The organism is Cellulomonas sp. (assembly GCF_035634735.1).
GTDB lineage: Bacteria > Actinomycetota > Actinomycetes > Actinomycetales > Cellulomonadaceae > Cellulomonas.
Window position 1 is genome coordinate 1 of sequence record NZ_DASQCJ010000136.1, and the last position, 13,216, is coordinate 13,216.

At 76.5% G+C, this 13,216-nt stretch carries 15 protein-coding genes; 4 read left to right on the forward strand and 11 right to left on the reverse strand.

What is annotated here, in order from left to right; all coding sequences use genetic code 11:
- Together VER05_RS11990 and VER05_RS11995 are read left to right on the forward strand one after the other, a co-directional pair.
- Positions 1-1,635, forward strand: a 1,635-nt coding sequence (locus VER05_RS11990; protein ID WP_414647614.1) for a GH36-type glycosyl hydrolase domain-containing protein, incomplete at its 5' end; no start/stop codon positions are given.
- Positions 1,632-2,495, forward strand: a complete 864-nt coding sequence (locus tag VER05_RS11995; RefSeq protein ID WP_324845581.1) for an endonuclease/exonuclease/phosphatase family protein — start codon at positions 1,632-1,634, stop codon at positions 2,493-2,495. The genes VER05_RS11990 and VER05_RS11995, both read left to right, overlap by 4 nt.
- Positions 2,496-2,740: 245 nt before the next feature.
- Here the strand turns inward: VER05_RS11995 and VER05_RS12000 are convergent, their stop codons facing one another.
- The 8 genes from VER05_RS12000 to VER05_RS12035 all read right to left on the reverse strand — a co-directional run bounded on the left by VER05_RS12000 (position 2,741) and on the right by VER05_RS12035 (position 8,258).
- Positions 2,741-3,325: a MerR family transcriptional regulator gene (locus VER05_RS12000; protein WP_217615657.1), complete on the reverse strand. Its 585-nt coding sequence runs from the start codon at positions 3,323-3,325 to the stop codon at positions 2,741-2,743.
- Positions 3,326-3,474: 149 nt separating this feature from the next.
- Entirely contained in the window at positions 3,475-4,041 is a 567-nt protein-coding gene (locus VER05_RS12005) for a bifunctional nuclease family protein (protein WP_324845582.1), read from the reverse strand.
- A 71-nt stretch (positions 4,042-4,112) separates the two neighbouring features.
- Positions 4,113-4,919 (reverse strand): MerR family transcriptional regulator, encoded by an 807-nt coding sequence (locus tag VER05_RS12010; RefSeq protein ID WP_324845583.1) that lies wholly within the window; start codon positions 4,917-4,919, stop codon positions 4,113-4,115.
- On the reverse strand, positions 4,916-5,431 hold the full coding sequence (locus VER05_RS12015) for an FHA domain-containing protein (RefSeq protein WP_324845584.1): 516 nt from the start codon (positions 5,429-5,431) through the stop codon (positions 4,916-4,918). Before VER05_RS12015 ends, VER05_RS12010 begins: the two co-directional genes overlap by 4 nt.
- 122 nt (positions 5,432-5,553) lie before the next feature.
- Entirely contained in the window at positions 5,554-6,315 is a 762-nt protein-coding gene (locus VER05_RS12020; RefSeq protein ID WP_324845586.1) for a DUF881 domain-containing protein, read from the reverse strand.
- A gap of 5 nt (positions 6,316-6,320) precedes the next feature.
- Positions 6,321-6,653, reverse strand: a complete 333-nt coding sequence (locus VER05_RS12025; protein ID WP_147796766.1) for a small basic family protein — start codon at positions 6,651-6,653, stop codon at positions 6,321-6,323.
- 1 nt (position 6,654) lies between these two features.
- Complete coding sequence (locus tag VER05_RS12030; protein WP_324845587.1) at positions 6,655-7,533, reverse strand: DUF881 domain-containing protein; 879 nt, start codon at positions 7,531-7,533, stop codon at positions 6,655-6,657.
- Between the two features lie 74 nt (positions 7,534-7,607).
- Positions 7,608-8,258, reverse strand: a complete 651-nt coding sequence (locus tag VER05_RS12035) for a CDP-alcohol phosphatidyltransferase family protein (protein WP_414647615.1) — start codon at positions 8,256-8,258, stop codon at positions 7,608-7,610.
- Between the two features lie 93 nt (positions 8,259-8,351).
- Here VER05_RS12035 and VER05_RS12040 point away from each other — a divergent pair, with 93 nt between their 5' ends.
- Both VER05_RS12040 and VER05_RS12045 read left to right on the forward strand, forming a co-directional pair.
- Positions 8,352-8,768 (forward strand): CoA-binding protein, encoded by a 417-nt coding sequence (locus VER05_RS12040; RefSeq protein ID WP_324845589.1) that lies wholly within the window; start codon positions 8,352-8,354, stop codon positions 8,766-8,768.
- A gap of 290 nt (positions 8,769-9,058) precedes the next feature.
- Complete coding sequence (locus VER05_RS12045; RefSeq protein WP_324845590.1) at positions 9,059-10,969, forward strand: DEAD/DEAH box helicase; 1,911 nt, start codon at positions 9,059-9,061, stop codon at positions 10,967-10,969.
- Between the two features lie 204 nt (positions 10,970-11,173).
- Here the strand turns inward: VER05_RS12045 and VER05_RS12050 are convergent, their stop codons facing one another.
- From VER05_RS12050 to VER05_RS12060, 3 genes are all read right to left on the reverse strand, one after another.
- On the reverse strand, positions 11,174-12,229 hold the full coding sequence (locus VER05_RS12050; RefSeq protein ID WP_324845591.1) for a threonine aldolase family protein: 1,056 nt from the start codon (positions 12,227-12,229) through the stop codon (positions 11,174-11,176).
- Positions 12,230-12,264: 35 nt separating this feature from the next.
- A complete protein-coding gene (locus VER05_RS12055) occupies positions 12,265-12,687 on the reverse strand; it encodes a transcriptional repressor (RefSeq protein ID WP_324845592.1) in 423 nt (140 codons plus the stop codon).
- Between the two features lie 146 nt (positions 12,688-12,833).
- A complete protein-coding gene (locus VER05_RS12060; RefSeq protein WP_147796772.1) occupies positions 12,834-13,115 on the reverse strand; it encodes an HU family DNA-binding protein in 282 nt (93 codons plus the stop codon).
- Between the last annotated feature and the right edge of the window lie 101 nt (positions 13,116-13,216).

Sequence of the window (13,216 nt, forward strand, 5' to 3'; positions counted from 1 at the left end):
GTCGTGGCACGCGGGCTGGACGCCGCGCGCGAGGCGGCCGGCCACCGCGCCACCCTCGCCCGGCTGACCCGCGGGCTGACCGTGGCGGACGGTTCCCGGCTCGCCGAGCTCGAGACGCTGCTGCCCTGGTGGGCGAACGACGCGCGGGTGCACTACCTCGTGCCGCACGGCCTGGAGCAGTACCAGGGGGCGGCGTGGGGAACCCGCGACGTCTGCCAGGGCCCGTTCGAGCTGCTGCTGGCCGCCGGGCGGCTCGACGGCTGCCGCGACGTCGTGCTCCGGGTGCTCGGCGCGCAGGCCGTCGACGGCACGTTCCCGCAGTGGTTCATGTTCGACGCGTACGCGGAGATCCTCCAGGAGCACGCGCACGGCGACGTCGTGCACTGGCCGCTGTTCGCGCTCGGGCAGTACCTGCGCGCGTCGGGCGACGTCGCGGTGCTGGACGCGCCGGTGCCGTTCCGCACCGGGGAGCCCGCGACCGTGGCCGACCACCTCGACGCGCTGGTCCGGCACCTGGAGACCGACCTGGTCCCCGGCACGTCGCTGCCCGCGTACGGCGACGGCGACTGGGACGACACGCTGCAGCCGGCCCGCTCGGAGATGCGCGCCACGATGGCGTCGACCTGGACCACCGCGCTCGCCGTGCAGGCGCTGGAGCTCGCCGCGGAGCAGCTGCGCGCCGCGCCCGGCGCCGCCGGGCTCGTCGACCGGATGGACGCGCTCGGGGCCGCGATCGCCGCGGACCTGCGCCGGCACATGCTGCCGGACGGGGTCGCGGCCGGGTTCGTGACGGTCGCCGACGGCGTCGCCACCCCGGTCATCCACCCGCGGGACACGTCCACCGGCCTGACCTACCGGCTGATCCCGATGACGCAGCTCGTGCTCGCCGGGGTCCTCGACCAGGACGAGGCCGACCGGCACGAGGCGATCGTCCGGGAGCACCTGCTGTTCCCCGACGGCGTCCGGCTCACCGACCGGCCGACGCGGTTCGCCGACGGCGAGACCGAGTCGTTCCGGCGCGCGGAGCAGGCGGCGTTCTTCGGGCGCGAGGTCGGGCTCATGTACGCGCACGCGCACATCCGGTGGGCCGAGGCGCTCGCCGCGCTCGGCCGGGCGGACGTCGCCGACGAGCTGCTCCGGCTGTCCCCGATCGGCATGCGCGAACGCGTGCCCAGCGCCCTGCCCCGGCAGCGCACCTGCTACACGTCGTCGTCGGACGCCGCGTTCCCGGACCGGTACGCCGCCGCGCGGGACTTCGAGCTGCTCCGCACCGGCGAGGTGCCGACCGCGGACGGCTGGCGGGTCTACTCGTCCGGCCCGGGGATCTACCTCCGCCAGGTGCTGCACGGCCTGCTCGGCCTGGACGAGCGGCGCGACGTGCTCGTCGTCGGCCCCACGCTGGCACCCGAGGACGACGGGCTCGAGGTGGCCCTCGACCTCGCCGGCGCCCGGCGGACCGTCCGGTACCGGGTCGACCCGGCGGCGACCGCGGTGGCGGTCCGGGTCGACGGGCGGGACGTCCCGACGACGCCGGTCCCGCACCCGTACCGGTGGGCCAGCGCCGCGCTCGACCTCGCGCTGCTGGACGGCGCGTCGGTCGTCGAGGTGACGACGCCGGCCGGCACCCGGCCGTGACGGCGGCACTGCGCGTCGGCACGTACAACCTGTGGGTCGCGCACTGGCCGGCCACCCGGACGTACGACCGGGCGCCGCTGGTCCGGGCCGCGCTGGACCACGTCGACGTGCTCGGCACCCAGGAGGGCACCACCGCCCACCTGGCGGCGCTCACCGACGGCACCGGGTTCGCCGCCGTGGGGCGATCGCGGGACGGCGGGACCGCGGGCGAGCACTCGGCGGTCCTGTACCGGACCGCGCGCCTGGCGGTGCTGGCGACCGGCGACTTCTGGCTCTCCCCCACCCCCGAGGTGCCGAGCACCGGCTGGGACGCGCCGACCTACCGCCGGCTCTGCACCTGGGCGCGGTTCCGGGACCGGGCGACCGGGGCGACGTTCGCGCTGCTGAACGCGCACCTGGACCACGAGGGCGCGCGGGCACGGCTGGAGTCGGCGCGGCTGCTGCGGGCCCGGGCCGCGGCCGTCGCGGAGGGCGGTCCGGTGGTGCTGACCGGCGACCTCAACGCGGAGCCGGGCTCGGCGCCCCTGCGGGTGCTGCTGGGCGAGGGGCCGGGCGGGGCCGCCGGGCCCGTCGTCGGCGCCGACGGGTGGGCCGTCGACGGCGCACCGGGGCCGGCCCTGGTCGACGCCCGCACGGCGAGCGCGACACCGCCGGCCGGGCCCGCCACGACGTTCACCCAGGTGCTCGACCCGGACGCCCCGGTCCCGGCGGACGCGCCGCGGCAGCGGATCGACCACGTGCTCGTGAGCCGGGGCGTGGCGGTCGAGCAGTACGCCGTCCTGGACGCCCGCCCGGGCGGCCGGCACCCGTCGGACCACGACCCGGTCGTGGCGGCGCTCCGGTTCCCGGCCCGGGCCTGACCCCCGACCCCCGGCCGACCCCGGGGCGTCCCCGACCCACGCGCCACCGAACCCGCGGGGGAGGCACCGACAGTGGAACGTTGTGACGGACACGCCCACGGCGTGTCCGTCACAAGCTTCCACTGTCGCGGTGCGGCATCGCGGCCCCGGCCCGACCCGAGGACGGTCGGGCACGGCCACCCCCCGGGACGCGGGACGGCCCGGACCCCGCGCGGGGTCCGGGCCGTCCCGGTGTCGTGGTGGCGTCAGCCGGCGTTGCGCGCCCGGCGCCGCTCGGCGAGCTCGTCGTGCGCGTGGGCGGCGACGCCCTCGTCCTCGGCGCGCTCGGTCGGCAGCTCGGCGAGCGTGCCCTCGACCTCGCGCCACACCCGGCCGACCGCGATGCCGAACACGCCCTGGCCGCCCTGGACCAGGTCGATGACCTCGTCGGCGGAGGTGCACTCGTACACGCTCGCGCCGTCGGACATCAGGGTGATCTGGGCGAGGTCGTCGACGCCGCGCTCGCGCAGGTGGCCGACGGCGGCGCGGATCTGCTGCAGCGAGACGCCGGTGTCGAGCAGCCGCTTGACGACCTTGAGCACCAGGATGTCGCGGAACGAGTACAGGCGTTGGGTGCCGGACCCGGTCGCCGGGCGGACCGACGGCTCCACCAGGCCGGTGCGGGCCCAGTAGTCGAGCTGGCGGTACGTGATGCCGGCCGCGCGGCACGCGGTCGGGCCGCGGTAGCCGGTCGTGGTGTCGAGGTCCGGGAGGTCGTCGCCGAACAGGAGGCCCTGCGCCCGCTGCGGGACGGCGCCCGCAGCCTCCGCTGTCTGCTCGGTGCCGGTCACGGGGTCCTCCACTCGTCGCGCCCGCGCGCCGGGGCGGCGTGTCGGGAGATGCAGTGCTGTGCTGTTCTGGGTGCAACGCTAGGGCCGCCGACAGGGGCGGTCAACGACCGCCACGCCCGCGGCTCTCGGCGTGTCGCGCACGGCGTGTCTTACCCTCCACCTGAGGTTGAACCTCGGTCCTTCCCGCCCGGCTCCCCGCGCTCGAAGTCGTCCGGCGAGACGTTGTCCAGGAACTCCCGGAACTGGGCCACCTGCTCGTCCGGGCTGCTGCTCGCGGCGGCCTCCTCCGCCTCCTCCGCGGACACCGGCGCGGCCTCGATGCCGACCTCCGCCAGCACCTCCGTCGCGCACAGCACCGGGCAGCCGACCCGCACCGCCAGCGCGATCGCGTCCGAGGCTCGCGCGTCCACGCGCACCCGCCGCTCCCCCAGCACCAGCGCCGCGTGGAACACCCCGCCGACCAGCTCGGTGATCTCCACCTGCACCACCCGGACGTCCAGGGCGACCAGCACGTCCCGCATCAGGTCGTGCGTCATCGGCCGCGGCGGCACGACCCCGGCCTGGGCGGTGGCGATCGCGCCGGCCTCGGTCGGGCCGATGGCGATCGGCACGATCAGCTCGCCCACCGGCTCGAGGAGCAGCACGACGAGCTCGTCGTCGCCCGGGTGGCGGCGCACGCCGAGCACCTCGAGCTGGACCAGGTCGTCCTCGTGCATGCGACCACGCTACGACGAGCCGTCGGAGCGCGCACCGGGCGCGCGCCCCGGGTCCCGCCGGGCCGGACGCGTCAGGGCGCGAGGTCCGCCACGCCGGCGCGCACCAGCGCGGTGTGCAGGCGGGTGCAGAGCTCGCCGACCTCGGCGGCCACGGTGCTCGCGCGCCCGCGCGCCGACGCCGACGACTGCCCGCGCCACGGCGCGACGACCGCCTCGACCATGTCGACCTGCCGGTCGGCGGCGCTGCGGAACGCCCGCAGGTGCCGAGGCTCCAGGCCGTGCTCCGCGAGGGCCGCGGCGGCGAGCACCACGTCCTTGGCCCACGCGTCGAGGTGCCCGGACGCGGCCGGGCGCAGCACGCCCGCCTGGACCAGGTCCACCACGAGCTGCTCCTCGACGCCGGCCTCCCGGGCCAGGGCCGCGGTGGTGTAGCGCGCGTCGGCGGCGCCCGACCGGGGCACGCCGTCCTCGGTCACGACGAGCGAGACGGGCTCGGACTCCTCGCCCGCGTCCAGCGCGGCCAGCCGCTCGCCGATCACCTTGAGCGGCACGTAGCGGTCCCGCTGCTCGCGCAGCACGTACCGCAGCCGCTCGAGGTCCGCAGGGCTGTACTGCCGGTAGCCCGCGGGCGTGCGCAGCGGGTCGACCAGGCCCTGCTCCTCGAGGAACCGGAGCTTGGAGTTGGTCACCGCCGGGAACTCGATCCGCAGGGCGGCGAGCACGTCGGAGATCCGCATGCTCGCCTGCCGGGACAGCCCGCGCGGCCAGGGGCCGGGTGCGTCGCCCTCCCCCGCCGACGCGCCGTCGGGCGCGGGGTGCGCGGCGGCGCCGGCGTCGGGGCCCGCGTCCGCGCGCCGGGCGGACCGGGCGGGGCTCACTGGGCGGGGCCGGCGGGCTGGCCGCCGGGCCGCGCGGCGGGGCTCGGGTGGAAGGTCATCCGGAACTTGCCGATCTGGACCTCGTCGCCGGCGCGCAGCACGGCGGAGTCGATCCGCTCCCGGTTCACGTACGTGCCGTTGAGCGAGCCGACGTCGCGCACCACGAAGTCGTCGAGCTCGCGGACGAACTCGGCGTGCTTGCGGGACACGGTGACGTCGTCCAGGAAGATGTCCGCGTTCGGGCTGCGGCCCGCGACCGTGCGGTCGGCGTCCAGCAGGAACCGCGCGCCGGAGCTCGGGCCGCGCTGCATGACGAGCAGGGCGGACGTGCGCGGCAGCGCCTGGACGGCGGCGGCCTGCTCGGCGGTGAGGCCGACGGGGCCCGCGGGCTCGACGTCGAGCGCGCCCAGCGAGCCGAAGCTGATCGTGGTGTCGGGAGCCGCCGAGATGGGCGCCCCGTCGGGCGCAGCCGGACGCGGCTCGCCGCCCGGCACCTGCTGCTCGTCGCTCATGACACCCTCCCAGACCTGCTGACGCGCGCCCCCGACCTGCACCGGGGTCCCGGACAGCCTAAGCGCCCGGAGGACCTGAGCACACCCCGCCGACCGGGTGTCGCGCCCCGGCCGGGGTGGTGTCACCCGCCGCCGGACGCCTCGGGCTCGGCGTACTGCGGGTCGGGCACGTCGCGCGTCGCGGTGACCTCGACGTGGTCCTCGGTCGACACCGTCGCCGTGCCCCCGTCGATCTGCACCTTCGCGACCGCGCCGCCGGGGATCGCCAGGGCCGTCGACATCGTGCCGGGGTCGCCGATCGCCACCCACCGGTAGGGCGGGGCCACGGGCGTCCCGTCGACCTCGATCCCGTCATCCGTGCCGAGCACGTAGGAGGAGGCGGTGAGGCGCTGGTCGTTGAGCTGGACGGCCTCGGCGCCGGAGTTCCGGAGCTCCTCGAGCAGGTTCAGCAGGGTCAGGGCGGACACCGACCGGGTCGGGTCGGCCACGGTCACCGTGATCCCGGGGCCCTCGGCGGGCAGCCGGCCGGACAGGATGCCCTGCGCCGCGGCGCTGCGGGTCGCCGCCTCGAGGGCCGCCTCGCGGCTGGACCCGGCGGACTGCAGCTCGGTGCGGGTGCGCTCGAGCTCGGCCACCTGCTGCTGGAGGTCGTCGGCCTGGCGGGTGGTCTGGTCGAGCAGCGACACCAGCTCCGACTCCCGCATCACCGTGAGGCTCTCGGTGTCGGTCTGCCGCACCTGCACGGCGATCGCGAACCCGAGGAGCACGCACAGCACGCCGGTGAGCGCCTGGGCGCGGGTCGCGCGCGGGCGCAGGGCGACGCCGAGGGCCCGCCAGCCGCGCACGGGGCGCGGCGCGGGCTCCTGCTCGTCGGGGGCGGTCACGTCCGTCACGCCTTGAACAGGTGCCGCCGGATCGCGGCCACGTTGGAGAAGATCCGGATGCCGAGCACGACGACCACGCCGGTCGACAGCTGCGAGCCGACGCCGAGCTGGTCGCCCAGGAACACGATCAGCGCCGCCACGACGACGTTCGACAGGAACGACACCAGGAACACCCGGTCGTCGAACAGCCCGTCGAGCACCGCCCGGAACCCGCCGAACAGCGCGTCGAGCGCCGCCACCACCGCGATCGGGAGGTAGGGCTGCAGCGCCGCCGGCACCGTGGGCTCGAGCACCAGGCCCGCCACCACGCCGACGATCAGGCCGATCACCGCGATCAACTCAGTCCCCCTCGCTTCCGTCCGTGGACAGTGTGCCCGACGGCTCCGCCGACCCGGCGGGTCCCGGCGTCGCGCCGGGCAGGACCGGCACGCCCTCGGGCAGCCCGGCCGACCGCAGGGTCACCGTGCCCGCCGCGGGCAGGTGCAGGTCGCGCTGCGACGACACGCGGGTCGGGATGCCGTAGGTCGACTGCAGGACGGCGAGCAGCTGCCCGCCGGACGTGCGGGCCAGCCCCGTCTGCATGCCCTGCGGGTCGCCGATCGCCTCGATCGTGTACGGGCCGACCAGCGGCACGACGTCGACCAGGATCGCGTCGCCCGCCGTGCGGATGGCCGTGGTCGCGCCCAGCCGCTCGCCGTTGACCGCGATCGCCTCCGCGCCGGACGCCCACAGCCCGTTCACGACCAGCTGCAGGTCGGAGTCGCGGACCCGGCCGTTCGGGTCGTCGTCGTCGGTGTCGGCGTCCTGGAGCGTGATCCGCAGCCCGTCCCCCGTGACCGCGGTCGTGCCGGACGCCACCGAGTCGACCGCGAGCTGGTCCAGCAGCGGCGAGTCGGCACCGGACAGCGCCTGCTGCTGGAGCGCGGCGATCTCGTCGGACAGGGCGGCGCTCTCGTCGCGCAGCCGGTCCAGCTCGGCGCTGCGCTCGGTGATCTGCCCGGCCAGCACCTCCCGCGCGGCGATCGCCGACGGCTGCGGCGCGCGCAGCGCTAGGACGGACCAGGTGGTCGCGGCGCCGAGCGCGACCGCGAGGACGGCGACCGCGACGGTGCCGCGCCCGCCCCGGCGCCGGGTCCTGCCGGCCGCGGCGCGCCGCTCGGCGGCCTCGCGGTACTCCGGGTCCAGCGGGTGCTGGGTCACCTCGGTCAGCAGCGACATCGAGGCGTCCGGGCGGCGCCACACCGGGCTCCCCGCGGGGCCTCGGCCGGCTCGGTCCCCCGCGCGGGGGTCCGTCACACGGCCACCGTGCGGGGCTCACCCGCGTCCGCGCCGCCGCGCCGGCCGACCAGCCCCCACGCCTGGCGCACGTAGAGCAGGCCGGCGAACCAGTACAGGGCGACGCCCCACCACGCGCAGGCCCAGCCGAGCACGGACGCCAGGTCGCCGACGATGCCGCCCCAGTGCGCGAGCAGCAGCAGCGGGAAGGCGTACAGCAGCGCGAACGTGCCGGCCTTGCCCGCGAGGTGCACCTGCAGCGGGCCGTAGCCGTGCCGCGCCAGGACGACGAGCATCACGAGCAGCATCGCCTCGCGGGCGAGCAGCACGACGACGAGCCACCACGGCACGACGCCCCGGGCCGCGAGGCCCAGCAGCGTCACGAAGATGAACAGCCGGTCCGCCGCCGGGTCGAGGACCTGGCCGAGCCGCGACACCTGCCCGAGCCGGCGCGCGAGCACGCCGTCGAGCCAGTCGCTGGCGCCGGACACCGCGAGCACCACGAGAGCCCAGCCGTCGTGCCCGGCGACGATCAGCACCGCGAACACCGGCACCATCAGCAGCCGGATCAGGCTGATGACGTTCGGCACGGTGAGGACGCGGTCGCTCACCACGTCCCGCTCCGCCACAGCTCTCCCGCCTCGTACGCCCTGATCGACGCCGCTCATCCTACGCAGGTGGCGACCGCTCTCCGGCCATCTCGGGCGCCCGGCCGCGTCGGGTCCCGCGCGGGGGCCGTCGGGCCGTGGTTCGCTGGCCGCATGGCCCACGTCAACGACCCCGCCGTCATCGACCGCCTGCTCCGCACGCCCGGGACCTGGGCCGTCGTGGGGCTGTCCACGAACCGGGCGCGCGCGGCGCACGGCGTCGCCGCCTACCTGCAGGACCTCGGCCAGACGATCGTGCCGGTGCACCCGCGCGCCGAGACGGTGCACGGCGCGCCCGGCGTGCGGACCCTCGCGGAGGTCGACGGGCCGGTGGACGTGGTCGACGTGTTCGTGAACTCCGGCCTGGCCGGCGCCGTCGTGGACCAGGCGATCGCGGTCGGCGCGCGGGCCGTGTGGCTGCAGCTCGGGGTGGTCGACGAGGAGGCCGCGGCCCGGGCGTCGGCCGCCGGGCTCGACGTCGTGATGGACACCTGCCCGGCGATCGAGGGCCGGCGGCTCGGCCTGGGCTGAGCCGGGCGGGGTGCCGGGGACCGAGGCCGGCGCGGCACCGGCCGCGCGCCGGACTCGGCGCCCGGCGCTGTGCCCGAGGTCACCGCGCCCCTCCCCCGCGTCCGGCGGCCGGCGCCGGTAGACTGGTGCCACTCGGAGTTCGTCGCAGTGTCCCGTGATGTGCGTGCCGAGGCCCCCTGCTCTGACGTGGCGGCCTCGTGATGTGTGGGTGTGGGAGTGCGACCGCGTGGCCGACCGGAACCCGGGCGGCGCACAGCTCCCCCCAGCGACACGAAACGGTGCTGTCCTCCATGACGTCTGTGCTCGACCCTGCCCTGCCCTCGTCCGACGCGGCTCCCGCGACGACGACCACCGGCCCCACCTTCGCCGACCTCGACCTGCCCGCGCCGCTGCGCGAGGCCGTCCTGGGGCTCGGCTTCACCACCCCCACCGCCATCCAGGCCGAGGCGATCCCGGCGCTGCTCTCGGGCCGCGACATCACCGGCGTCGCCCAGACCGGCACCGGCAAGACCGCCGCGTTCGGCCTGCCGCTGCTCGCCGCGGTCGACCCGGAGCTCCGCGAGGTGCAGGCGATCGTCCTGGCCCCGACCCGCGAGCTCGCGATGCAGGTCGCCGAGGCGCTCGAGTCGTTCGCCTCGAAGATGCCCGGCCTCGAGGTCGTCCCGGTCTACGGCGGCTCGCCGTACCTGCCGCAGCAGCGCGCGCTGCGCGGCGGCGCCCAGGTCGTCGTCGGCACGCCCGGCCGCGTCATCGACCACCTGGACCGCGGCTCGCTCAAGCTCGACGCCGTGCGGTTCCTCGCGCTGGACGAGGCCGACGAGATGCTGCGCATGGGCTTCGTCGACGACGTCGACCGCATCGCGTCGGCGACGCCGGCCTCCAAGCAGGTCGCGCTGTTCTCCGCGACGATGCCGCCGGCCATCCGCCGCGTCGCCGCGCAGCACCTGACCGACCCGGTCGAGATCACCGTCGCCCGGCAGTCGTCCACCGTGTCGAGCGTCCGGCAGACCTACGCGGTCGTGCCGTTCCGGCACAAGGCCGGCGCGCTGGCCCGCGTGCTCGCGGTGTCCGACGCCGACGCGGCGATCGTGTTCGTCCGCACCCGCAGCGCCGCCGAGGACGTCGCCGTCTCGCTGGTCGAGCGCGGCGTGGCCGCGGCCTACATCTCGGGCGACGTGGCGCAGGGCGACCGGGAGAAGATCGTCGAGCGGGTCCGCTCCGGCGCGATCAACGTGCTCGTCGCGACCGACGTCGCCGCCCGCGGCCTCGACATCGACCGCATCGGGCTCGTCGTGAACTTCGACGTCCCGGGCGAGCCCGAGGCGTACGTGCACCGCATCGGCCGCACCGGCCGCGCGGGCCGCACCGGCGAGGCGCTGACCTTCGTCACCCCGAACGAGAACGGCAAGCTCCGCGCGATCGAGCGGACCACCCGCCAGACGCTCGAGCAGATCCAGATCCCGTCCCCCGCGGACGTGTCGGCGCACCGCGTCGCCGCCCTGCTCGGCCGGGTGCCCGCCCGCCGCGACCTCGGCCGCCTGGACCTGTACCGCACGGCCGCCGCGGAGTTCCTCGCCGCGCACCCGGACGTCGACGCGCACGACCTGGTCGCCGTGCTCGCCGCGCTGGCCGTCGGCGACGAGGGCCCGGCCCCGCGCCCGACCGAGGGCGACGACCTGGACGACGCCCTGTCCCGCGCGCACCTCGCGCCCGAGCGCGGCGCCCGCCGCGACGGGGCCGAGGGCGGTCGCCCGCGCAGCGCAGCCCGCCCGAGCAGCGGCGGCCTGCGCTACCGCCTCGCGGTCGGCTCGAAGGACGGCGTGCAGCCCGGCGGCATCGTCGGCGCGCTGACCAACGAGGGCGGCCTCACCGGCAAGGACCTCGGGAAGATCGACATCTTCTCGACGTTCTCGCTCGTCGAGATCCCCGCCGGCCTGTCCCCCGAGGCGTTCGACCGCATCGGCCGCGCCCGGGTCGCCGGCCGCCCGCTGCGGATCCGCGTGGACGAGGGCCCGCGCGCCGCGAGCCGCCCGGACCGCGGGGCGTCCCGCGGCCCGGCGCACCACGGCCCGCGCACCGGCCGGGACGGAGCCCGCGAGGGCGGCCACGGCTCGCGCGAGGGCGGCTACGGCTCCCGCGACGGCGGCCGGGACTTCGGCGGCCGCGACTCGCGCACGCGCCGCCCGTCCACCCCGCGCTGACCCGCGGCGCGCGCCCCTGAGGCGCGCCCGCCCCGCGACGCGGAAGGGGCCCGGCACCGATCACGGTGCCGGGCCCCTTCGCGCGCCGGCGCCCCGCCCCTGCGCCGAGATCGGTGGTTCCGCGCGAGATCGGTGCGTGCAACCACCGATCTCGGCGCGAAGCACCGATCTCGCGCCCGAGCCGGGAGGCGGACCCGCAGGGGGTCAGGCCGCGCGGGACGCCGCGGCGGCGACCGCCGCGACGAACGCGTCCACGTCCGCCTCGGTCGTGTCGAACGCGCACATCCAGCGCACCTCACCCGTGGCCCGGTTCCAGTCGTAGAACCGCCGCACCTCGCGCAGCGCGTCGGCCACGCCGGCCGGCAGCGCCGCGAACACGGCGTTGGCGTCGGTCGGCTGCGTGACGCGCACGCCCGGCACGGCCTCGACCCCGGCCCGCAGCCGCTGCGCCATCGCGTTGGCGTGCTGCGCGGAGCGCCGCCACAGGTCGCCCTCGTACAGCGCGACCAGCTGCGCCGACACGAACCGCATCTTGGACGCGAGCTGCATGTCGACCTTGCGCTGGAACGCGATCCCCGGCGTCGACCCGGGGGTCAGCTCGAGGACCGCCTCGCCGAACAGGATGCCGTTCTTGGTGCCGCCGAGGGACACGACGTCGACGCCGACGTCCGTGGTCAGCGCGCGCATCGGCAGGTCCAGGGCCGCGGCGGCGTTGCCGAGCCGGGAGCCGTCCAGGTGCACCCGCAGGCCCAGGGCGTGCGCGTGCGTGGTGATCGCCAGGATCTCGTCGGGCGTGTAGACGGTGCCGAGCTCGGTCGCCTGGGTGATCGACACGACGCCGGGCTGGGCGCGGTGCTGGTCGCCGAAGCCGTGGGCGTGCCGGTCGACGAGGTCGGGGGTGAGCTTGCCGTCCGGGGTCGGGACCGTCAGCAGCTTGATGCCGCCGACCCGCTCGGGGGCCGCGTTCTCGTCGGTGTTGATGTGCGCGGTCTCGGCGCAGATGACGGCGCCCCAGCGCGGCAGCATGGTCTGGAGGGCGACCACGTTCGCGCCGGTGCCGTTGAACACCGGGTATGCGGTGGCGTCGGCGCCGAAGTGGCCGCGGAGCACGTCCTGCAGGTGCTCGGTGTACGGGTCGGCGCCGTAGCCCGGGACGTGCCCGTCGTTGGCGGTCGCGAGGGCCGCGAGGATCTCGGGGTGCACCCCGGCGTAGTTGTCGGAGGCGAAGTCGTGCCGGGCGGGGTCGTGCAGTCTGTCCACCCGCCCATCCTCCCCCACCCCGGGAGGTGCGCCGGTCAGCGGGCCGCGGCCGCCTCGGCCGCCAGGCGCGCCCGGCAGTCGGCGCAGGTGCCGAGGAGCTCGATGGTGTGCTCGACGTCGGAGAAGTCGTGCGCGGCGCCCACCTGCTCGGCCCACGCCTCGGCCCCCGGGCCGTCGATCTCGACCGCCTTGCCGCAGGAGCGGCAGACCAGGTGGTGGTGGTGGCTGCGCCGGACGCACCGGCGGTACACGGCCTCGCCGTCGGGCGAGCGCAGCACGTCCACCTCGCCGGCGTCGGCGAGCGTCTGGACGGCGCGGTACACGGTGGCGAGCCCCGTCGTGGAGCCCTGCGACCGCAGCAGGTCGTGCAGCTGCTGGGCGGAGCGGAACTCGTCGAGGTCGTCCAGCAGACCGAGGATCTCGGTGCGCTGCTTCGTGGTGCGCTGCGTGACGGCCATCGGTGCGTGCTCCCTCCTCCGGGCGTCCCTCGGCGGGACGGCCGACCATGCTACTCAACGCGCGCGGGTGGGTGATCCGTTCCCCGGGCGCGCCGCGAGCCGGGGACCCGACGGGTCCCCGGCTCGCGTGCGGTGCTGCGGATCGCTCAGTTGGCGACGGCGCGCTTGAGGGCGCTGCCGGCGGTCAGCTTGACGCGGAAGCCGGCCGGGATGTCCAGCTTCTCGCCGGTCTGCGGGTTGATGCCGGTGCGCGCGGCACGGTCGGCACGGGACACCGCGAGCAGACCCGGGATGGTCACGGACTCGCCGGCGCTGAGCTGCTCGACCAGGACCTCCTGGAAGGCCTTGAGGGCCGCGTCGGCGGCGGTGTTGGTGAGCCCGGCCTTGGCGGCGATGGCCTGGACGAGCTCGGTGCGGTTCACGCTCACGGATGTGCTCCTATGTGTTCGAACTGGGTGCGCGGGCCACTCGGCGCCTGCGTGGGGCGTCAGCTTCCGGCGGACCGACGCGGACGACCATAACGGCAGGC

Bases quoted from the DNA above. Each gene is read 5' to 3' on its own strand.
- VER05_RS12035 (WP_414647615.1), bottom strand. From the start codon at position 8,258: ATGAGCGGCGTCGATCAGGGCGTACGAGGCGGGAGAGCTGTGGCGGAG.
- VER05_RS12030 (WP_324845587.1), bottom strand. From the start codon at position 7,533: ATGTCGCTGCTGACCGAGGTGACCCAGCACCCGCTGGACCCGGAGTAC.
- VER05_RS12005 (WP_324845582.1), bottom strand. From the start codon at position 4,041: ATGCACGAGGACGACCTGGTCCAGCTCGAGGTGCTCGGCGTGCGCCGC.
- VER05_RS12015 (WP_324845584.1), bottom strand. From the start codon at position 5,431: ATGAGCGACGAGCAGCAGGTGCCGGGCGGCGAGCCGCGTCCGGCTGCG.
- VER05_RS12055 (WP_324845592.1), bottom strand. From the start codon at position 12,687: ATGGCCGTCACGCAGCGCACCACGAAGCAGCGCACCGAGATCCTCGGT.
- VER05_RS12040 (WP_324845589.1), top strand. From the start codon at position 8,352: ATGGCCCACGTCAACGACCCCGCCGTCATCGACCGCCTGCTCCGCACG.
- VER05_RS12045 (WP_324845590.1), top strand. From the start codon at position 9,059: ATGACGTCTGTGCTCGACCCTGCCCTGCCCTCGTCCGACGCGGCTCCC.